The sequence below is a fragment of the Neorhizobium alkalisoli genome, assembly GCF_002968635.1.
In the GTDB taxonomy this organism is placed as follows: Bacteria; Pseudomonadota; Alphaproteobacteria; order Rhizobiales; family Rhizobiaceae; genus Neorhizobium; species Neorhizobium alkalisoli.
Genome location: NZ_PVBN01000001.1, coordinates 760373 through 779284 on the forward strand (window position 1 = coordinate 760373; position 18912 = coordinate 779284).

21 protein-coding genes are annotated in these 18912 nt (G+C 61.7%); 10 read left to right on the top strand and 11 right to left on the bottom strand.

The genetic code is table 11. The features are described from left to right. The first annotated feature begins 276 nt into the window (after positions 1 to 276). Together C5L13_RS03795 and C5L13_RS03800 are read left to right on the top strand one after the other, a co-directional pair. Complete coding sequence (locus C5L13_RS03795) at positions 277 to 1812, top strand: sensor histidine kinase (RefSeq protein WP_170117193.1); 1536 nt, start codon at positions 277 to 279, stop codon at positions 1810 to 1812. Continuing rightward, entirely contained in the window at positions 1784 to 2719 is a 936-nt protein-coding gene (locus C5L13_RS03800) for a peptidoglycan-binding domain-containing protein (RefSeq protein WP_105381879.1), read from the top strand. Before C5L13_RS03795 ends, C5L13_RS03800 begins: the two co-directional genes overlap by 29 nt. A 46-nt stretch (positions 2720 to 2765) precedes the next feature. Here the strand turns inward: C5L13_RS03800 and C5L13_RS03805 are convergent, their stop codons facing one another. Both C5L13_RS03805 and C5L13_RS03810 read right to left on the bottom strand, forming a co-directional pair. Beyond that, positions 2766 to 4832: a hybrid sensor histidine kinase/response regulator gene (locus C5L13_RS03805; RefSeq protein WP_105381880.1), complete on the bottom strand. Its 2067-nt coding sequence runs from the start codon at positions 4830 to 4832 to the stop codon at positions 2766 to 2768. Continuing rightward, positions 4816 to 6324 (bottom strand): ATPase domain-containing protein, encoded by a 1509-nt coding sequence (locus C5L13_RS03810; RefSeq protein WP_105381881.1) that lies wholly within the window; start codon positions 6322 to 6324, stop codon positions 4816 to 4818. The genes C5L13_RS03805 and C5L13_RS03810 overlap by 17 nt, the downstream gene beginning before the upstream one ends. 216 nt (positions 6325 to 6540) lie before the next feature. Here C5L13_RS03810 and C5L13_RS03815 point away from each other — a divergent pair, with 216 nt between their 5' ends. Beyond that, on the top strand, positions 6541 to 7050 hold the full coding sequence (locus C5L13_RS03815) for a DUF2243 domain-containing protein (protein WP_105381882.1): 510 nt from the start codon (positions 6541 to 6543) through the stop codon (positions 7048 to 7050). A 60-nt stretch (positions 7051 to 7110) separates the two neighbouring features. On the opposite strand, the gene C5L13_RS28620 is transcribed toward C5L13_RS03815, so the two are convergent. Together C5L13_RS28620 and C5L13_RS03825 are read right to left on the bottom strand one after the other, a co-directional pair. Further along, complete coding sequence (locus C5L13_RS28620) at positions 7111 to 7359, bottom strand: DUF6894 family protein (protein ID WP_158693377.1); 249 nt, start codon at positions 7357 to 7359, stop codon at positions 7111 to 7113. 498 nt (positions 7360 to 7857) lie between these two features. After that, positions 7858 to 8724, bottom strand: a complete 867-nt coding sequence (locus C5L13_RS03825) for a LysR substrate-binding domain-containing protein (protein ID WP_105381884.1) — start codon at positions 8722 to 8724, stop codon at positions 7858 to 7860. Between the two features lie 104 nt (positions 8725 to 8828). Here C5L13_RS03825 and C5L13_RS03830 point away from each other — a divergent pair, with 104 nt between their 5' ends. Next, positions 8829 to 9221, top strand: a complete 393-nt coding sequence (locus C5L13_RS03830; RefSeq protein WP_105382075.1) for a tautomerase family protein — start codon at positions 8829 to 8831, stop codon at positions 9219 to 9221. A 58-nt stretch (positions 9222 to 9279) separates the two neighbouring features. Here the strand turns inward: C5L13_RS03830 and C5L13_RS03835 are convergent, their stop codons facing one another. Beyond that, the gene (locus C5L13_RS03835) at positions 9280 to 9447 is read right to left on the bottom strand and encodes a Thivi_2564 family membrane protein (RefSeq protein WP_105381885.1); all 168 of its coding nucleotides are present in this window, start codon (positions 9445 to 9447) and stop codon (positions 9280 to 9282) included. A 115-nt stretch (positions 9448 to 9562) separates the two neighbouring features. Further along, the gene (locus C5L13_RS03840) at positions 9563 to 9898 is read right to left on the bottom strand and encodes a GIY-YIG nuclease family protein (RefSeq protein WP_105381886.1); all 336 of its coding nucleotides are present in this window, start codon (positions 9896 to 9898) and stop codon (positions 9563 to 9565) included. 119 nt (positions 9899 to 10017) lie between these two features. On the opposite strand from C5L13_RS03840, the gene C5L13_RS03845 reads away from it, so the two are divergent. Beyond that, positions 10018 to 10359: a DUF1491 family protein gene (locus C5L13_RS03845; RefSeq protein ID WP_105381887.1), complete on the top strand. Its 342-nt coding sequence runs from the start codon at positions 10018 to 10020 to the stop codon at positions 10357 to 10359. Between the two features lie 7 nt (positions 10360 to 10366). On the opposite strand, the gene C5L13_RS03850 is transcribed toward C5L13_RS03845, so the two are convergent. Together C5L13_RS03850 and C5L13_RS03855 are read right to left on the bottom strand one after the other, a co-directional pair. Next, complete coding sequence (locus C5L13_RS03850) at positions 10367 to 11398, bottom strand: DUF2336 domain-containing protein (RefSeq protein WP_205836807.1); 1032 nt, start codon at positions 11396 to 11398, stop codon at positions 10367 to 10369. Between the two features lie 224 nt (positions 11399 to 11622). Beyond that, a complete protein-coding gene (locus C5L13_RS03855; protein WP_105381888.1) occupies positions 11623 to 11871 on the bottom strand; it encodes a hypothetical protein in 249 nt (82 codons plus the stop codon). A 183-nt stretch (positions 11872 to 12054) separates the two neighbouring features. Between C5L13_RS03855 and C5L13_RS28905 the strand changes: the two genes are divergently transcribed. Beyond that, on the top strand, positions 12055 to 12231 hold the full coding sequence (locus C5L13_RS28905; protein ID WP_170117194.1) for a hypothetical protein: 177 nt from the start codon (positions 12055 to 12057) through the stop codon (positions 12229 to 12231). 22 nt (positions 12232 to 12253) lie between these two features. Here the strand turns inward: C5L13_RS28905 and C5L13_RS03860 are convergent, their stop codons facing one another. Both C5L13_RS03860 and C5L13_RS03865 read right to left on the bottom strand, forming a co-directional pair. Next, a complete protein-coding gene (locus C5L13_RS03860) occupies positions 12254 to 12799 on the bottom strand; it encodes a DUF1254 domain-containing protein (RefSeq protein ID WP_245423219.1) in 546 nt (181 codons plus the stop codon). Positions 12800 to 12872: 73 nt separating this feature from the next. Then, positions 12873 to 13460: a DUF1214 domain-containing protein gene (locus C5L13_RS03865; protein WP_105381890.1), complete on the bottom strand. Its 588-nt coding sequence runs from the start codon at positions 13458 to 13460 to the stop codon at positions 12873 to 12875. 182 nt (positions 13461 to 13642) lie between these two features. Here C5L13_RS03865 and C5L13_RS29590 point away from each other — a divergent pair, with 182 nt between their 5' ends. Continuing rightward, entirely contained in the window at positions 13643 to 13972 is a 330-nt protein-coding gene (locus C5L13_RS29590) for a type II toxin-antitoxin system PemK/MazF family toxin (RefSeq protein ID WP_407070401.1), read from the top strand. Positions 13973 to 14171: 199 nt separating this feature from the next. Here the strand turns inward: C5L13_RS29590 and C5L13_RS03875 are convergent, their stop codons facing one another. Next, a complete protein-coding gene (locus tag C5L13_RS03875) occupies positions 14172 to 16415 on the bottom strand; it encodes a transglycosylase domain-containing protein (protein WP_105381892.1) in 2244 nt (747 codons plus the stop codon). Between the two features lie 190 nt (positions 16416 to 16605). Between C5L13_RS03875 and C5L13_RS03880 the strand changes: the two genes are divergently transcribed. The 3 genes from C5L13_RS03880 (at position 16606) to C5L13_RS03890 (ending at position 18859) form a co-directional block, all read left to right on the top strand. Beyond that, entirely contained in the window at positions 16606 to 17064 is a 459-nt protein-coding gene (locus C5L13_RS03880; RefSeq protein WP_105381893.1) for a YcgN family cysteine cluster protein, read from the top strand. Positions 17065 to 17161: 97 nt separating this feature from the next. Then, entirely contained in the window at positions 17162 to 18274 is a 1113-nt protein-coding gene (locus tag C5L13_RS03885) for a helix-turn-helix transcriptional regulator (RefSeq protein WP_105381894.1), read from the top strand. A gap of 132 nt (positions 18275 to 18406) precedes the next feature. Continuing rightward, on the top strand, positions 18407 to 18859 hold the full coding sequence (locus C5L13_RS03890) for a cupin domain-containing protein (RefSeq protein WP_105381895.1): 453 nt from the start codon (positions 18407 to 18409) through the stop codon (positions 18857 to 18859). Positions 18860 to 18912 lie beyond the last annotated feature (53 nt).

Below are 18912 nucleotides of genomic sequence, written 5' to 3' on the forward strand. Positions count from 1 at the left end.
TTTAGCGACTGATGTTAAGCATAATTGCGGCAGGCCCGCCGAAAGCCTTGGGCTTGCCGTGTGCTCCTTCGCCACAGAAGTTAACAGCGCTGGAAAAATCAAGCCAAATCCGTCGCTTACCCGCCATTAACCACAAGCATAGAAGGCCCTTCGAATATGTCCCAAAGCCGGATTTGGGGCCTGCTTGCCGGGGAGAAGACCCCTATTTTTATCCTTTCCTTAAGTCGCCGGGGCCTATTGTCGGCCTCGTCAAACGAGTCTGTTTCAGGGTTTTGCGTGCGCGTATTGAGTAACATTGCCGGGAAGGCGGTTCTGCTGGTCGACAAGACCGCAATCCGCTGGCTGACCCGTCTTGGCGACGGCGAGGAGACCCGCGCCGGCGATATCGCCCGGCTGCGGCGTCTGGTCTTTGCCTGCGCCGCCGCTCTGGTTGCCGTGCCGCCCGCGCTGACCATGCTTCTTGCGCCGGCACTGGCGTTGCCGGTCGGTGTCGCCCTGGTGCTCTCGCTCTTCCTCCTTTGCGTCGCGGCCTCTTTTGCCTTTCCGCGTCCCGCGGCGGTTTCGGTCGCGGTCGCGCAGCCGGATGACGTGCTTTTCGATGCCTGCCCCGGCCTGTCGCTGGTTCTCGATCCGCACGGCCATGTCGTGAGGACGGGCGGACGTGACCGCGACGGCTTCCCCGAAAACCTGCGCGAGGCCGCCGGCCAGTCGCTTGCCGAACTCGTGCATGTGTCGGACCGGATCGGCCTCATCCAGGCCTTCGACATGTTGCGTCAGGGGGCGGCAAGCGCTGTCGCCGATATCCGCATCGAGCGTCCTTTCTCCTCCGCCGGGCGCCAGTTCCTGCCCGTCCGTTTCGACATGACCGCCATCCGCGACGGCGAGGGCCAGGTTCTCTATGTCTTTGCGCAGGCACGCGACGTTTCGGACGAGCAGGACCTGCATGCCAAGGCTGCCGCCCATGTCGCCGAGGCCCGTTCCGCCCACGAAGCCAAGTCGCGCTTCCTGGCGGCCGTCAGCCACGAACTGCGCACGCCGCTGAACGCCATCCTCGGTTTTTCCGACGTGCTGGCCGGAGAATATTTCGGCCGGCTCGCGAACGACCGCCAGCGCGAATATGTCGGGCTGATCCGCCAGTCGGGCGCGCATCTGCTTTCCGTCGTCAACACCATGCTCGACATGTCGAAGATCGAGGCCGGGCGTTACGAGCTGCTGGCCGAGCCCTTCTCGCTTGCCGAAGCGATGGAAACCTGCCGCGCCATGCTGGATCTCACGGCCCGCGAAAAGGGTGTCACGCTGACGAGTCGCGCCTCCCGGAGCCTCGGCGAAGTGGTGGCGGATCGCCGCGCCGTACAGCAGATCCTCATCAACCTCGCCGGCAATGCAATCAAATTTACCGGCCAGGGCGGCGTCGTCTCCATTGATGCCATGATGTCGGGCGATGACGTGGTGATTTCGGTAAGCGATACGGGAATCGGGATCGCCGCCGAGAAACTCGAATTCATTGGACAGCCGTTCATGCAGGTTGAAAACGCCTATACCCGCTCGTACGAAGGAACCGGCCTGGGTCTCTCGCTGGTCAAGGGGCTGGTGGCGCTGCATGGCGGCCGTTTCTCGATCGCGAGCCGACCGGGCGAGGGAACGGTGGTCACCGTCGCGCTTCCGGTCGACGGTTCGGGAATCGGTAGCACACCGGACGAATTGCATGAGGAGAAAATTGAATTCCCGCCGCGGCTGCAAGCAGTCCGGCAGGCGCCCATGATGGACGAACAGGATTTTGCCGATGACCGCGCGGAAGCGAAAATCGCCTGACAGGAAAAAAGCCGTCCGGCAGCCGGGTCTTCTGTCGAACCTCGCTTCGGCGGCGGGGCGCGCGGCCCTGCGCCATCCAAAACCCCTGTTCGGCTTTGTGACCGTCGGCGTCATCTTCAGCTTCGTTGCCGCCAATGCCCTCTGGTATCAGCCGGGCGGCCATCCCGCACCCTTCCTCGCCACCCGTGATGCCGATGACCCGAACGCGATCGCCGGCTACCGGCCGATAAAACGCACGGCGCCTGCCGATACCACGACTTTCCGCATCGAACGCGCAACCCCTGCGGCACCCTCCGCACCGCCTGTTGCAGCACCCGTTTCCGATCCGGCCGCGGCACCGGTCTCCGCGCCGGTTCCGGTCGCGCCGCCGGCTCCGCGTCCGCAGCTCGCAGCACCCCTTCCGGCCGCCCCCGTGACGCCGAAACCTGCCCCGGTCGAAACCGCTAGGGCGCCGGCTCCCGCTTCCATCAAGCCGGCCCAGCCGGCGCCGTCACCGGCGTCGAAGGCCGCCCTGCCGCGCCGGCCGGTGCAGAATGCCGGCGTCCGGAGCGAGGACCCGGTGGCGGCGGCAATCCGCGCCGCCGAGCGCATTCCGGCCATGACGCCGCCCGCCGAAATCCCCAATGCCCGCCGTGCCGCCGCGGCTATCCCTGCTGCCGCCCGACCGCCAGCCGCAGTTCCCGCCGCTGTCCGGCCGTCCGCCGCGACGTCACCTTCGACCGACCTCGTGCTGCAGATCCAGCGGGGGCTCTCCAACATCGCCTATGCGGATGTAGAGGTCGACGGCGTTGCCGGCGAACAGACCAAGGCCGCCATCCGTCGTTTCGAAAAGCACTATCGCTTGCCGGAAACCGGCGAACCCAACGCCATGGTCCTGAAGAAGCTGAAATCGATCGGCGCCCTGTAGCGGCGGCGCGATGCGTCGAGCTGCGCGGCTAATATGCCGGAAGCGGTCACGACCTGTCTCCGGCGGCCGTCAGCTTCAGGATCTCCTGAGCCAGTTGATCCTGGGTATAGGGCTTGCCCAACCTCGCGACATCCAGATCCAGGCCCGGTGGAAGTTCGGCATAGCCCGATGCAATCACGATCGGCAGCCCGGGAGCGATCTCACGGGCGGCTTTGGCCAGCTCGGCGCCGGTCATGCCCGGCATCGAATAGTCGGTGATCATCAGGTCAAAGCGGCCGTCGTCGGCGAGACATGCAAGTGCCTCCTGCCCGGAATGCGCTTCGAAAACTTCGTGTCCAAGGTCGCTCAGCATGTCAGCCGAGCTCATGGCGATCAGGACATCGTCATCGACCAGCAATATCCGTTTCGGTCCCACGGCATTCGCTGCGTCGTCCGGCGCCGTCTGGCTTTGCTCCTGTTCGGGAACGGACGATGTCGAGATCGGTATCCAAAGTTCCGCCGTGGTGCCCTTGCCGGGCGCGCTCGCCAGTTTGAGGTCACCCTTCAACTGCAGAGCCAGGCCATGGATCATCGACAGTCCAAGCCCTGTTCCCTTGCCCAGTTCCTTGGTGGAAAAGAACGGTTCGATTGCCTTCTGAAGGGTTTCCTCGTCCATCCCGTGTCCCTGGTCGGCAACGGAAAGAACGACGTAGCGTCCGGCGGCGAGCGCATCGGTCGCTGAAATCTGCTCTGTTTCCCTCAGGTCTATGCGGATCGCACCGCCGTCCGGCATCGCGTCCCTTGCGTTGACGGCGAGGTTGAGGAGCGCCAGCTCGACTTGGTTGGCATCCGCCGATACGGGAGGAAGCTGATCGGGGACAACGACTTCCACCGAGACCGTGGAGCCGACGGAGCGCGTCAGCAGGTCCTTCATCCCCATCACCAGGCCAGCCAGATCGACCGGCCCTATATGAAGGTCCTGACGGCGTGCGAATGCGAGCAATCTCTGGGTCAGCGAGGCGCCGCGCTTTGCGCCCTGCAAGGCGCCGTCGATCAACCGGATCGCCTTGATGTCGTCTCCGACATGCTTGCGCAGGAGTTCGAGGTTACCCAGGACAGCCATCAAGAGGTTGTTGAAGTCGTGTGCCACGCCGCCGGTGAGCTGACCAATGGCCTCCATCTTCTGCGCCTGGCGAAGCTGCTCTTCAGCCCGCTCGCGCTGGCTCACCTCCGCCATCACCAGTGCATGCGCCTCTTCCAGCTCGCGGGTGCGCTCGGCAACCCTTTCCTCGAGAACCTCGTTGAGCTGGCGCTGCTGTTCCTCGGCCTTCAATCGCTCCGTGATATCGGCCGACACGCCGACCAGCTTGATCGCTCTGCCCGCCCGGTCCTTGTGAAGCTGTGCCCGAATTTCTGCCCCATGAATGGAGCCGTCTTTCCAGACGGTTCTGTATTCGACGGCGTGATCCGATCCGGTCGCAATCGAAGCCCTCAACGCAGCTTGCACGCGTTCGAGATCTTCCGGATGAGTGGCGGCCAGCAGGTCTTCGTAGGTGAAGGGATCTTCGGGGCTGCGGCCGAAAATCCGTCTGCAGGTGGTAGAGGTCGTCAGCTCGTTGGTCGCAAGGTCCAGCTCCCAGGCGCCCAATCGCCCCGCGTCCAGGGCCGTCTGGAGGCGCCGCTCGCCTTCGTCCAGGGCTTCGATACGCAGCCGGGCTTCATATTGCCGGCGCCGCCCGCGCATCGCGGAGCGAGCCACGCTGATGAAAGTCGTTGCGTGAAAGGGGCGTTCCACGAAGCTGACATTGCCCAACACCTCCAGCAGGCGGGCTGCCGAGGGATTGCGCTCGGGGCCGCCGCCCCGGGCGGTCAGGATGATGAACGGCAGATCCGACCAGCTCGGCTGATCCTCGATCCATGACGCGAGCGAACGCAGATCGGCTGAGCGCACGGCCTCCTCGGTCATGACGGCAAAGGCGACGTTGTCGTCCAGACTGGCGACGAAGGTCGGAAGATCCGACGCCGCCTTCGACGTTATTCCGGCTTCCTGCAGAAGCGAAGCTGCAATCTGCGCATCCCGTCCGAGCGGCGCGTGGATCAGGCCGATGGCCTCTCGGTTAGGAATGGTAGCCATCCTCATCTGAGTTTTGCAACAAAGGCTGGCTCTTGCCCACGAATGTCGGCACGCCGCGGAGGACACCCTGAAAGTCCGAAATCGGCTCGCCCAAGGTCAGCCCCGCCTCACTGATCCGGTACTCACGAATAGTGTCTTCGTGTCTGCCGGTCCGCTTCTTGACCACGGAAACGGCACGGCGAATTTTGCCGTGAGCTTCGAAATAACGAAGCAGGATCACGGTATCGGCCAGATAGGTGACATCCACGGGTGACTTCATATCGCCGACCAGACCATGCTGCGCAACGGTGAGAAAGGTATTGGCGCCTTGCCGGTTAAGATACTGAAGCAATTCATGCATGTGAAGGATGAGCGCCTTTTCTTCCGGCATCGACGCCTGATAGCCATTGACGCTGTCGATGACCACGGTCTTTGCCTCGAAGCTGGCGACCCGATCCCTGACGCGCTGGGCGAATTCCCCCGGTGACAGTTCGGCCGCATCCAGCTGCTCGATGTGGATCAAGCCGTCGTCCCGCATCCGTTGAAGGTCGATCCCCATCGGTTTGAGCCGTGAAAACAGCAGGCCCAGTTCTTCGTCAAAGATGAAAACGGCCGCCTTCTCTCCGCGTTTGACCGCTGCATTGACGAACTGCAGCGCGAAGAGGCTCTTGCCCGTTCCCGCCGGACCGATCAGAAGTGTGCTCGATCCGCGCTCGATTCCGCCGCCGAGAAGACCGTCGAATTCCTGCAGGCCGCTTGAAAGTGTCACCCGCTCGAAGCCTGTTTTATGCTCGATCGCGCGCAGGCGGGGAAATGCCATCACGCCGCCGGTCCTGATCACGAAGTCATGGTAACCGCCGCGGAACGACTGCCCGCGATACTTTATGACCCGGAGCCGCCGGCGCTCCGACCCGTAGTCCGGGGCAAGCTGCTCGAGGTGGATCACGCCATGGACAACGCTGTGCACGGTCTTGTCCATGTTGTCAGCAGTCATGTCGTCAAGAAGCAGCACCGTTGCATCCGAGCGGGAAAAGAAATGCTTCAGCGCCAGGATCTGTCGGCGGTAACGAAGAGAACTCTGAGCAAGCAACCGGATTTCGGACAGGCTGTCGATAACAACTCGGGCCGGTTTTACGCGCTCGAAGGCTTCAAATATGAGCTTGGTCGTCTCGCCGAGTTCAAGGTCGGACGAGTAGAGAAGGCTCTGCTGCTGATCGGCGTCGAGCAGGCTTTCGGGCGGCACCAGTTCGAAAATCTCGACCCGCTCGTCAATTTCCATCCCGTGGGACACGGCGGCGTCCCGCAACTCTTCGTCAGTCTCCGAGAGGCTTATATAAAGGCAGCGCTCCCCCAGGCTCGCGCCTTCGATGAGGAACTGCAACGCGATCGTCGTTTTGCCTGTTCCCGGAGACCCTTCGAGCAGGAACACATGTCGCCTTGACAGTCCGCCGGACAGTATATCATCCAGACCCTGGACACCGGTCTTCGCTTTTTTACTCAAAACTTCGTTCATCTTGCCTCCTGGATCAGGCAAAAAACTAGGGCGTATGTCTTTGGCGGCAAGCTGAGTTTCTGTCTCTCGCAAAAATGACATGGCTTTTTTCGGCTCACGCATCCGCTTCTTCGGGCAGCCAGCAGCCAGACCGTCCTGAAATTCAGACATAGTGTGGGAACCCGTGGGTGTTCAACAAGTTCACGAAAAGAACTGAGGGTCAGGAGCGCTTTGCCTATGGAGCCGCACGAAAGAACCTTTCCCATCTCTGCCGGTATCCTGTTTGGTCTCGGCCTCGGAGGTTTTTTCGATGGCATAGTCCTGCATCAGGTGCTCCAGTGGCATCATATGCTCAGTTCCTGGTATCCGGTCTCCAGCATGGAAAACCTGGAGCTGAACACGTTCTGGGACGGCATATTCCATAGCAGCACCTATCTCTTCGTCGTGTCCGGGCTGTTCATCCTTTGGCGTCACGCCCACCGCCGCCACCTCTATTGGTCAGGCAAGCTCCTTGTCGGCACCATGCTGATCGGCTTTGGGGTCTTCAACTGCGTCGAGGGGCTGATCGATCACCAGCTCCTCGGCATCCACCATGTCAATGAAACCGTAGCCGAAACCTCCCGCATCTATTGGGATGTCGGATTTCTGATATGGGGTGCGGCCATGATCGTCTCGGGCTGGCTGCTCGTCCGTTCCGGAAAGAAGGAAGAGCGGGCGCAACAGACGGTGGCCCGATGGAAAAGCTAGCCGCTGCCGGTCATGGGGAGCCGGACCTTTGCCACTTGCAGCCTCGCCATCAACCAGACTTCAGGCGAATGCCGGGAGAAGGCCCTGCAAGGCGTCGTGCGAGGTGATCGTCGCGACGACAAGACCGGTTTCGTCGGCGATGGCTATGGCCTGGAGGGTCAGTTCTTCACCGCTCCTCAGGCAGTCCGCGGCAATATCGCGGATGCCGAGAAAGGTCTCGACAATGGCTTTCTCGACGGAGGGAAAATCGATGCCTTCGAGATCGTGAATGAAACCCTTCTGCTCATCCACGTGAAGAAAAAATTTCATATCGCTGTTCCCTTCCTGATCGGCGCCAAATATCGCCGAACGGACGCGGATTAGCCCGATTGGCCTAGGCAAATTGGAAGAGTCACCCTGACAGTGCAATTCAGCCTAAAGAGGTAGGCAGGCAGCCGAAAGAAGATGTTTTGTGGGCGAAAATCAGCAGTTTAGCCGCCGGTTCCGCCAGTTCCCTCGCCTGCATGCCGCGATTGGCGAGAATGGAGGTGAGATTAATTTTCTCCGTCCGACCTTACTTGCGAGGCATTCATGAATTTTCTTTCATTGATATCGGGCGTTGGGAATGTCCTTCTAGATATTAGCATAAACTGCCTTGCGGGTCGCCAGTCTGGCATGGCCTTTCGATTCTCCAGGCCGGCGATGATCTGCCTCCGCTTCTTCCTCGCAATAGCTGTGGAAAATCGTCATACCGCGACGATACCGGTCTCGGATGCCCGTTTCCCCTGGTGCTGACGGTTTGGTCAGGTATTGGCCGCACTGATTTCGTCAGCGCACCGTCACCGCCTCAAGCAGCAGCCGCTTGAGCTCATCGACGGGCGGCGCGAGCCGGCTTTCGGCCGTGTGCAGCGCAAGCTCGATCTCGCCGAGCGCCGGCAGGCCGGCTTTGCCGGGGTCGAGGGCAACAAGATGAGCGGGTTTTCCTTCCATGATGCGCGGCGTCACCCCGAGGCCTGCGGTCACCGCCGCCCAGAGCCCGGTGAGGCTCGGGCTGGCAAAGGCGGGCCGCCAGGCGATGCCGTCGCGATCCAGCGCGTCGACGGCTGCTTTCCGGAATGCGCAGGGCGGGTCGAAGGCCACCACCGGCAGCGCTTCATCTGCGTCGCGGCGAAAATTCTCCGCGCCGATCCAGGCGACCTCGCGGCGCGCGACGATTTCCGAACGGGGAGTGCCGAGTGCGCCCCAGGTCAGGGCGACATCGAGTTCGCCCTTCTCGATCGACTGCACCATGCTCGATCCCCGGTCGACGCGCGCTTCCACCCGCACGCGCGGATGGTTCTTCGAAAAGCGGCCGAGCAGGGCGGGCAGCCAGGTTTCGGCAAAATCCTGCGGCACGCCGATCCTCACCCAGCCTTCGAGTTTGGCGGTGCTGCGGACGGCGGCCCGCGCCTCGTCGTTGAGTTCGAGGATCCGTCGCGCATATCCGAGCAGGATTTCGCCCGCCTCGGTGAGCACGAGCCCGCGCCCCTGCTTTTGCAAGAGTGTCTCGCCGACCTGCTCTTCCAGCTTCTTCAATTGCAGGCTGATTGCCGAAGGAGACCGGCCGAGCCGGTCGGCAGCCTTTGCGAAACTTCCGAGTTCCATGCCGAGCGTGAAACTCCGAAGCAGGTCGATATCGAGGTTGAGTGGCAGCATAATCGTTGAGCTTTGCAAAACTATCAGTTTAAAACTTCGCGATTTTAAAAATTATTGTGAAGGCCGATGATGTCTTCGTCAACCAAATTCGAAAGGAAAAACCGATGCCCTTCGTTCATGTCATCATCGCCGGCACGCGCCTGGACCCGGAAGCCAAGCGCCGCATCCAGCAGGAAACCACGACCTTCATGAACACGATCATGCGCAAGCGGCGGGAAGTGACCGCCGTCCTCTTGGAGGAGGTCGGCCTCGACGGCTGGACGGTCGGCGGCGAGCCGCTGTCCGTTGCAGCTCACGTGGAGGCCAATGTGACGCTCGGCACCAATACGCCTGACGAAAAGGAGCGCTTCATCAAGGCGATGGATACGCTGCTCAAGGAAAATCTCGGCGACCTGTCGGTGGCGACCTATGTCATCGTCCGGGAGGTGCAGGCGGAGGCCTGGGGGTACGACGGGGTGACGCAGGAGTATCGCCGCGTCGCAGCGCTCCCGGCGTGAGAAACCGAACTCGGCCGGACCCTCTCGCTTTCGAGAGGCGGTCCGGCCGCAGGCCGGATTAGAACACGGCGAGATATTTCAGAAGCGAGATGATGCCGATGAGGATGACGATGATCCGGGCGATCTGCTTTGCGCGTCCGTCGATCGGCAGGCGCGCGATGAGATAGAGAACCAGAATGATCACCAGGAAAGTGATCAGGATGCTGATCAGAACGGAAGTACCCAAGCCCCAACTCCTTTTTGAAGACAATGCCTTATGGCACGGGGCTTAAACTACCGTGCGGCGCACGAAAGGAAAGAGGGACGCAGCACTCGAGGTCGGGGAGGCGCCGCCAGCCCCCTCAGGTCAGCTCGGCACCCAGCTCGAGAGCCCAGTGGGTGAGGCGGTCCTTCAGCGCCCGGTCCTTCAGATAGCCCGTCAGCTCCTCATCGATCTCCTCCAGCCGCCTGAGCTCGAAGTTCTCGGCGGATTGAGCGTTCCAGGCTGCCTGCAGGCTTTTGCTCACGTGGCTGCCGTGTTGCAGCGTGAACCAGATGCGGTTCCTGATCTTGTCGAGATCGGCCGCCCGGCCGACCCATTGCTGGCCGGTGGACGCGCAGCGGATCGCATATATGCCGGTGGGAGCCTTTCTTTCCTTGTAGGCGGCGATCGCCGCTTTCCTGTCGATGATGGTCATGTCGTTTTCCTCATTCGAGGATCGCAATATCATCCGGATAAAATTAATGCAAGATTATACCCGGGTAAAACGAAGGCCGCGTCATTTGCGCTGACCCGCTAACCGCCGTAAGAGGGGTGATGCGCCTGAAATCCCATATCTTCGTCTCCGCCCTGATCCGCCGCGTCTTCGGGCTCGGCGGTTTTGCAGCCGTCGAAAAGAAGGGTGCGGAGGAGGCGGGCGCCGTCTTCATCCGCCACCGTTTTCGCGACGGGCTGGAAACGCTCTATGCCCCCGCGCCGCAGAATTTCTTCGGCGAGGACGATGGGCAGCGCAAGTTCGAGGTGAGGGCGGAAAAGACGGAGCCGGATGCCGTCCGCGAGATCCTGTCTCGCGAGCTTCGCTTCGATCCCGATCTCTGGCTCGTGGAGCTGGAGACCGACGACGTCGCCGATCTTTTCGAGGTGGTGAAGCCGGTCTGACGCTGGTCTAGCGAGCCCGGTGGACGGCGGCCGTCGAGCGCCGGAGGCTGGCGCTGGTGCGGACGATGCGCGGCTCGTCCTCGTGCTCTTTCGTCTCGTTGGCTGCGGCCGGCTGCCGTTGCGGTTCGGCATAGGTATAGCTGTCGGCCCGGCGCCAGGCTTCGATCCGCTTGCCGCACTCGTCCTCGTCGAGCGAGTTCCACAGCGATTCTGCGCGCGTGACGCCGTCCTCGAGGCTCCCGAGATGATCGTAGATCCGCTGCAGGATGAAGATCGCGTCCTCTTCCCGCATCGCAATGCCTTTGAGCGTGGTGGCGAGCTGCTGGCCGGAAATATCCAGCATGATCCGCTCGGAAAGCCAGAGGCTTGCCGAAAGGGAGTCGGCGAGAACGGTCGCGAAAAGGCCGGCCTCCCGGTCACGTGCGAAGCGCACGAGCAGGGCTTCCTGGATCGGCGAGAGCGTGCGCAGGCCGAGCCGGTCGTGCGCCGGGCGGTCGATATGGCTGGCGAGCGCCTTGATGCGCTGGCGCAGGTCTTCTTCGCGAGCCAGTTGCTCGGCAGCCGCCGTGTCCTCAACCGGCGCCGCGGCGGCTTCCGCTACGGGCGTCTCGATGGGCCGGGCGGTGCGGTTGTGGCGCAGCCCGACCAGTGCGTCGATGACGGTGGGCGACAGCACTTCGCGGCGGACGATCGCCCGCGCATGCGCTTCGCCCTGGGTGCGGGCGATGGTGATCAGCGTCTCGTCGGAGAGGCAGCCGGAGGAGGTGAGGAAAGGGGCGGCGATCGAAATCGGCTGGCTGGCGATGAAGAAGGCGACGGCTGGCGGCACGTTCCTGCATTGGGAAAGGGCGGCGACGGCCTCGCGGCGGGCTTCCTCGGAGGAAGCGGAAAAGAGCGGGGCGAAAAGCTCGGCGAACTGTCGAAGTTCCGACCGCGTCGGATGCGGCAGGCTTTCAAAGACAGTCACAGTGGCCATCAGCACCACATCCTTCTTACGCATGGCACGGGGCCTTTCAAGGTCGCGGAACTCATTCGTCACAGGCAAACTCACATCGACGCAATACAACTCATGAGGTGCCGTGAAGCCTTCAGGTGGGCCGTCGGGGCTTGCCTGATGCTGTCATCGTACCTTTCCTGGGGAACTCCCGGCGGCGCTGCCGCTCGCGCAGCTGTAAATCTGCTTCGCGGGACGCCTTGGTTTAACCGTATGCTAACCCTCTGAGAGTTAACGGTCGGTGAAGACGGGTCGTTTTGATACGTCTGTCATTTTTTGGTGGTCTGTTGTTTCACAAGCGGAACCGGAAAGCGCATTTCGCGCCGGCTGTGCCTGCTCACCAGGAAATCGCGACTGCGTTTCTGCTGCAGACAACAGGTAAGCATCGGTAGTAAGTGGTATTTTAGCATTAACTGACTGTTAATGCCGTTCTGGCGAAATTCAGCATAACCGGCGTGTGTTGCCGGGGCTTCGAGTTCCGGGTGGCCCTCGCGTTTCATGTATGTCTTGAGGGCCATCCCATTCCCGGCCGGCTCAGGCGGAACCGGCCGTTTATGGCGAAATGTCCTTGCGCTTTTCAACCGGCGCACCGACGAGAAAGACGCGAATGTCCGGGTTTCCCGGAAGCGTCGGCCCATTCAGAGGGCAGGGTGAGATCGATCCGTCTTCATCCGTCTCGAATTCCGAAAACGGAGACGAGCATGGCAGAGATCGTATTGTTGAATAGATGGCGCAACGAACACCCCCGCCGGCCGCAGATCAAGATCGGCGAGGCGAAGGACGCGGGTCAGCTTCTGTTCTTTACCGGCGTGCGGTACGAGCGTTTCGACGACCGGATGGACCGCAAGGCGGAAAATCACGCGGTACGCGCCGACTGACTTTTTTAAGGACTGGTCTCCATCAGAACCGGCTTCTGGTGCGCCATTCGAAAGGCATGCAGGTTGCCTTGTCCAGGAACTGCGACGCGATATCCGCAAAGCTCTTTTGCGGTGCAAGACTTCTCAACACGGCATAACCGTCCGCCTGCCGCGTTTCCACCAGGATCGACTGCGATATTGCTTGCGGCAACGCCTTGCGCAGCGTCGTGAGCTGCACCGGCGTGGCGATCACCAGATCCAGGCCGCCGCCGGCGGATGTCCGGTCGTTGATGCTGAACACCTCGTTGGACGACTGGTCGTAGATCGCCAGCGACCAGAAGGGCGCACCGCTATTGGCAGCCGTCAGCCGCACCGGACCGTCCGCGACGTCGAAGGCGCAGACGGCCACCTCCACAAATGGATCGTCCTTGGCAAGCCCCGTCCGATCCGCCTTTTCCCCCAGCCGGTAGAAGCGATGGATCTCGCCCTTTGCCAGAATGCGCGTATAGGCGTCCCGTTCGCTGAATTCCGGCAGCAGCAGGACGATGATGAGGTGCAGCAGGGCGGCGCCGACAAGGCCGGTCACCACGGCGAAAACCACCTGAAGGGCGAATCTGGACCCGGATCTAAGCCCTGAACTAAGCCCCGATCTAAGCCTCGTACTAAGCATTGCCGCACCCGGTCTTTTCGATGCGCGGCATGGTGAGGTCGATAAGGCCGGAACTGCCGGCGGTCGGGGTGTCGAAAAGCGTCAGCGTCAGGCGAAAGGTTCCGTTCGCGGGCACGGCGAGCCAGTTGCCGGGCCTGGCGGTCGCGGCAATGGTGATATCGAAACTGCCGGTCTCGTCGCGCAGCACGATGCGGGAGTTGAGTGCGGTCGGCAGGTCCGACTGCGCCGAAGGCGGGCCGCCGCCGGGGGCAGCGGCAAACAATGTCCAGAGGCGCGCCGGCGGCGTGTGACCCGTCAGCCGATAGGTGCAGTTTCCGGAAAGGCGCGCGCCCGTGTCATCGACGGACGCGGTAAAGACGAGGCCTTCCGCGCTGGCATAGAGCAGCCTGCCGCCATTGGCCCTGTGCGATTTGGCGTAGGGGTCCGCCGCCGCCGTCTGCACCTCGGGAAAGGCTTCCCAGGGGCCGAGCTTGATGGCGCCGAAACCGACGGTCGCATCGAGCGCCACAAGGGTGGACCAGATCCCGCCGCCGAAGGCGATGGCAAGCGCGATCGCGATGAGGATGGGAACACGAAACACGGGTTTGCTTGGGTCCTCGGGAAGAGCTGCGTCAGAGGGTTAGCATTGATTCTGCCGGGAAGGAATGGGTTAGCGGTTTACGAGTTATGACTTAGAGTCCCGCTATGTCGATTCGATATGCCGTTCCTCCCGGTACGCTTCTGCTCTGTGACTATTCGCTTGGTGGTTTCGTGCCGCCCGAGATGGTCAAACGTCGGCCAGCTGTTGTCGTATCGCCTCGGCTCCCACACCGGGACGGGCTTTGTTCTGTTGTTCCGCTTTCGACGACCCCGCCCACTCAACCGGTAAAGTATGTCGTCGAACTCACTCTGGCTTCGCCGCTGCCGGTCCCCTTTGATTCGCTGACGATGTGGGCGAAGTGCGATATGATAGCAACTGTCAGCTTCGATCGGCTCGATCTGTTTAGGACCGGGAGAGATCAGCACGGCAGACGTAAATATCTGACAAGGCGGGTGGATGACGCGATGCTGGAAAGAATTCGAGCTGGAGTACGGGCGGGCCTTGGGATTTAACTTGATATTTAAAGGCTAACACTCATATTGATCATGATCGCTGGCGGCGAAAGCCGTTCAGCCTCAAGACCTCCTTGGAGGCAGACCCCGTCACGGCGATAACAAGCTTGGCGGGGTTTCTTGTTTTGGTGGTTTGCCGACGCAGCGGCGCCGGGAGCTCGGTGAGGCGCTCGACCATATCCAGCCCCGCGCTGCCTGACTATCGCTTCAGTTCGGCGCTGGCGGGGGTGACTGGAAGCGACGGCCGGGGGGCGCCATCATCGCCCACGGTGCCGACAATGCCGGCATCGGCCACCTTGGCGGGAACCAGCGGGCTGGCGGCCTTCAGCTTGCCGGCAATCTGCTTGAGGATTCGGGTCGATTCGGCCGACAGCGAGCGTGGGCGGATAAGCGCCGGCAGGCCGGGAGCCTCGCCTTCCTTCTTTGCAACTTCGCTGCCCTTGTGATCGCCGGTCGGCAGCGGATTTTCGATGCCCGGGATGGGCTTCAGCTCGATGCCCTGATGGGCGTAGTCCATCACCGTCTTGAACGTCATGGCCGGCAGCGAGCCGCCCGTCATGTTGTCCATCGAGGTGAAGTCGTCGTTGCCGAACCAGACGGCGGTGGTGTAGTTGCCGGTAAAGCCGATGAACCAGGCGTCACGATAGCTCTGCGAGGTGCCGGTCTTGCCGCCCGTGACGATGCCGCCCTCGAGCGCCGCCCGCTTGGCGGTGCCGATCACCGGGATCTGCGTCAGGATCCGGTTCATGGACGACGTCGCCTTCTCCGACAGCACGCGTCGTGCCGGTGGCTCGTCGCGATTGAAGTCGTAAAGCACCTCGCCGCCATAACTTAGCACCTGCTCGATACCATGGCGGCGCGACTGCATGCCGCCCGCCGGCATGACGGCATAGGCCGTCGCCTGGTCGAGAACGGTGACTTCCGACGTGCCGAGCGGCACCGTCTTGTCGCTCCTGAGCGGCGTTTCGATGCCCATCGCCTTGGCGGTCTGCACGATCACGTCGGTGCCGAGATGGTCCTTGGCGAGCCTGACCGGCACGGTGTTCAGCGATTGCGCCATGGCCGAAAGCAGCGTCACCTTGCCCTTGTAGGAGCGGGCATAATTCTGCGGAGACCAGCCGCGCCAGGTGATCGGCGCATCCGAAACGACCGATTCGGGCGTGAAACCATGCTCCATGGCGGCGGAATAGGTATAGAGCTTGAAGGAGGAACCCGGCTGCCGAAGCGCCTTCGCGGCACGATTGAACTGGCTTTCGCCGTAGTCGCGGCCGCCCACCATGGCCCGCACGGCGCCGCCGTTCTCGATCATGACAAGCGCGCCCTGCTTGGCCTTGTAGCTTTCGCCGTATTCGCGCAGGCTCGATTCCATCGCGGTTTCGGCGGCCTGCTGCAGGCCCGTGTCGATCGTGCTGCGCACGATGACGGAATGCTCGCTGAATTTGCCGGCCTTGGCGAGCCGCTGCACTTCGTCGAACGCCCAATCGAGGAAATAATCCGGCGCATTGACGTCGGCCCGATCGACGACCGTCGCGGGGCTGCGGCGGGCCGCAATCACCTGGCCTTCGGTCATCAGCCCGCCCTGAACCAGGTTGGAAAGCACTTCATTGGCGCGCGAGCGCGCCGCCGGCAGGTTCACATGCGGTGCATATTTTGCCGGCGCCTTGAAAAGCCCTGCCAGCATGGCGGATTCGGCGAGGTTCACCTCGGTGATGTTCTTGCCGAAATAGAACTGCGAGGCTGCGGCGGCGCCGAAGGTCCCGCCGCCCATATAGGCGCGGTCGAGATAAAGGGAGAGAATTTCCTTCTTGGAAAGGTTCGCCTCGAGCCACAGCGCCAGGAAGGCTTCCTTGATCTTGCGTTCGATCGAGCGCTCGTTGGTGAGAAAGAGGTTCTTGGCAAGCTGCTGGGTGATCGTCGAACCGCCCTGGACGACGCCGCCGGCCTTGGCGTTTTCGCTCATGGCGCGGGCAAGGCCCAGGAAATCGATGCCGAAATGGTCGAAGAAACGCCGGTCTTCGGTTGCCAGCACGGACTTGATCAGGTGATCCGGCAGCTCGTCGATCGGCACGGAATCTTCATGGATGATGCCACGATGGCCGATGGTATTGCCGTAACGGTCGAGGAAGGTGACGGCGAAATCGCCACGGTTTCGCCAATCTTCCTTGGTTTCCTCGAAGGCGGGCAGGGCGAGTGCAAGCACGACCACCGAACCGGCCGTGCCGAGCGTCATGGCCTCGCCGGCAAACTCGAAGCCCAGGCGCTTCCATCCGCGGACGCGGAAACGGCGGAAGAAGATGGTGATCTCTTCCCAGATTTCGCCAAGCTTGAAGCCTAGGTTCCAGACGGTGGAATCGATCCAGGAATCGATGCGCAGCAGGATATGGCGCTTCCGGTGCTGCCGCTCGCCGGATGATCTTGGTTCGTCCTGCGGCTCTTCCTGCACCTTGGAGTTCCCCCGCCTGTAGTGGATGAGTTTTGCTTGACGCCGTCCCTTGCAGGGATCAAGAGCATGAGCCTCTCACCGTTATTCAGCAATAGCTGACAAATGGTTGATGCGCGATAGCCAATTCGCAACAGGTAAAATGCAGATACGGCGAATTGTTCCGTTCTGCCGCAAAAGTGATGTTTCATCGATGACGGACATGCCTTTCTGGAAAACCAAACGGCTCGATGAGCTGACCCAAGAAGAATGGGAAAGCCTCTGCGACGGCTGCGGGCTCTGTTGTCTCAACAAGCTCGAGGACTGGGATACGGGTGACGTGGTCTTCACCTCCGTCGCCTGCCGGCTTCTCGATGGGACGAGCTGCCGCTGCAAGGACTACGACAACCGTCAGGCGACCGTGCCCGATTGCATCCAGCTCACGCCGGAGACCGTCAATGACATCTCCTGGCTGCCGCCGACCTGCGGCTATCGGCTGGTGCGGGACGGGGAGGATCTCTACTGGTGGCATCCGCTCGTATCGGGAGATCCGGAAACCGTGCATCAGGCGGGCATTTCTGCCCGCGGGCGCACGGTGAGCGAGGAAGAAGTCGATGTCGACGATTTCGAAGACTATCTTGTTGATTGGCCTCTCACGGTAGGTCAAAATTGACTTAAGACAATTTTTTTATAGGAAAATAATATATATGCTTCTGTTTTAGCAGCGGGTAATACTTTCCGCGTGGCAAGGGCAACCGATCGGCATATAGATGAAGACAGAAAGCACACTCGCCGACCGTCTATATGAGGCGGCTCTCGTTCCCGATCTATGGACCGATACCTGCGAACGGATCGCTGCGGAAATCGGGTCCTCCACGGCATCGATCTTCACCGTCGACGCTCACGGAACCCACCGTTACGTCACAAGCTCGAATTTCGCCGAAGCCTTCGCACAGTTCGTAGAGAGCGAGCAGCGGCTGACCAATATAAAGCCGCTGAGGGCGATGCAGCGTTTTCCCTTCTCGTTTGCGCGTGACAGTGACATTCTCACCAAGGAAGAATACGCACAGGATACGATCCGCACGGACTTCATAGAGCCGCATGGCATGCAATGGGAGGCCGGCTGGGCATTTCAGGAACCGACGGGCCATGTGATCGTCATCACTTTGATGCGTGCCAAGGGGCTCACCCATTTTTCCGACGACCAGCTTGGTCTGCTGAACGCACTGAAGCCGGATCTTGCCCGCGCCGCCTATATGTCGTCGAGGCTCGCCTTCAACGAAGCGCGCTCGATGACGGAGGCGCTGTCCATGCTGGGACTTCCGGCGGCCGTGATCGGCGACGACGGCCAGGCGATCGCCATGAATCCGGAGATGGAGCATCTGAGCCCCCGCATCCGCACCGGCGCGGCCAATCGGCTGGTATTCGAGAGCAATGGCGCAAGCATCTTGTTCAACGAAGCAATCGAGCGCTACCGCGCGCAGGCTGCCCCCACCGTGCAGTCGCTGCCGATGATGTCGCGCAACGGCGCACCGCCTATTATTCTGCATCTCCTGCCGATCCGCCGCGCGGCGCGCGACATTTTTTCCCGCTCGATGGCCGTGCTTGCGGTCACCGAAGTGGGCAAGGTCGGGCCACCCGACATGCGGGTCCTGTGCGGCCTTTTTGACCTGACGCCGGCGGAAGCGCGGGTGGCGCGCGGCATCGCGCTCGCCCAAACGCCGGAAACGATCGCCGCCTCGCTCGGCGTCTCCGTCGAAACCACCCGGTCGCATCTGAAGCGGATCATGCAGAAGACCGGCACGACCAGGCAGGCGGAACTGGTTCTCTTGCTGTCGGGATTGAGCGCGCCGATCTTCGGCGGTGGCGCGAACGGCGAGTGAAGTAAGCAGCGGTCTCTGGCCGGCAAAGGCTCTTCATCCGAATGATCTATTGCGGCAGATGCCGCGTTGAGCCAGCATTTCTGCATCCAGTTCAAAGCCATTGGCCAGAACGTCCGTCGAGGAGGAACTGCGATGCCTGCAGATCACGGCGATACCTATTATTTACTCGGAAACCTCATTCGCTTCCATGTCCGCCCCGCAGAAAACGGCGGCTATTGCATGGTGGAACTGCGCACCGCTCCCGGTGCCGGCGCGCCGCCGAACCGGCACCCCGGAGATGATGAGGTGTTTTACGTGCTGGAAGGCCAATTCGATTTCATGATTGCTGACCGGGCGTTTTCCGCTCGTCCCGGCGATTGCATAAAGGTGCCGAATGGCGCGGTCCATTCCTTTACCAATGCCGGACAGACGCCGGCTCGGATGCTCGTCATCAATACTCCCGGCAGGATTCACGAGTCCTTCTTCAGCGAAGCCGGGGAGAAGGTCGCGGAAGGAACAACCGAATTTCCGCCGCAGGATGCCGCCCCGGACATTCCCCGACTGCTGGAGATCGGGCGCCGCAACGGGCTGGAATTCCTCGTTTGAGCGGGCAAGTTTAGGCGGGCGACAAAAGCCTCTTGACCTTCCCATGATGGGAA

Excerpts from the sequence above, each read along its gene's own strand:
- C5L13_RS03800 (WP_105381879.1), top strand. The coding sequence starts at position 1,784 with ATGACCGCGCGGAAGCGAAAATCGCCTGACAGGAAAAAAGCCGTCCGG.
- C5L13_RS03805 (WP_105381880.1), bottom strand. The coding sequence starts at position 4,832 with ATGGCTACCATTCCTAACCGAGAGGCCATCGGCCTGATCCACGCGCCG.
- C5L13_RS03810 (WP_105381881.1), bottom strand. The coding sequence starts at position 6,324 with ATGAACGAAGTTTTGAGTAAAAAAGCGAAGACCGGTGTCCAGGGTCTG.
- C5L13_RS03815 (WP_105381882.1), top strand. The coding sequence starts at position 6,541 with ATGGAGCCGCACGAAAGAACCTTTCCCATCTCTGCCGGTATCCTGTTT.
- C5L13_RS28620 (WP_158693377.1), bottom strand. The coding sequence starts at position 7,359 with ATGAAATTTTTTCTTCACGTGGATGAGCAGAAGGGTTTCATTCACGAT.
- C5L13_RS03825 (WP_105381884.1), bottom strand. The coding sequence starts at position 8,724 with ATGCTGCCACTCAACCTCGATATCGACCTGCTTCGGAGTTTCACGCTC.
- C5L13_RS03830 (WP_105382075.1), top strand. The coding sequence starts at position 8,829 with ATGCCCTTCGTTCATGTCATCATCGCCGGCACGCGCCTGGACCCGGAA.
- C5L13_RS03840 (WP_105381886.1), bottom strand. The coding sequence starts at position 9,898 with ATGACCATCATCGACAGGAAAGCGGCGATCGCCGCCTACAAGGAAAGA.
- C5L13_RS03845 (WP_105381887.1), top strand. The coding sequence starts at position 10,018 with ATGCGCCTGAAATCCCATATCTTCGTCTCCGCCCTGATCCGCCGCGTC.
- C5L13_RS03855 (WP_105381888.1), bottom strand. The coding sequence starts at position 11,871 with ATGGCCCTCAAGACATACATGAAACGCGAGGGCCACCCGGAACTCGAA.
- C5L13_RS28905 (WP_170117194.1), top strand. The coding sequence starts at position 12,055 with ATGGCAGAGATCGTATTGTTGAATAGATGGCGCAACGAACACCCCCGC.
- C5L13_RS29590 (WP_407070401.1), top strand. The coding sequence starts at position 13,643 with ATGGTCAAACGTCGGCCAGCTGTTGTCGTATCGCCTCGGCTCCCACAC.
- C5L13_RS03880 (WP_105381893.1), top strand. The coding sequence starts at position 16,606 with ATGACGGACATGCCTTTCTGGAAAACCAAACGGCTCGATGAGCTGACC.
- C5L13_RS03885 (WP_105381894.1), top strand. The coding sequence starts at position 17,162 with ATGAAGACAGAAAGCACACTCGCCGACCGTCTATATGAGGCGGCTCTC.
- C5L13_RS03890 (WP_105381895.1), top strand. The coding sequence starts at position 18,407 with ATGCCTGCAGATCACGGCGATACCTATTATTTACTCGGAAACCTCATT.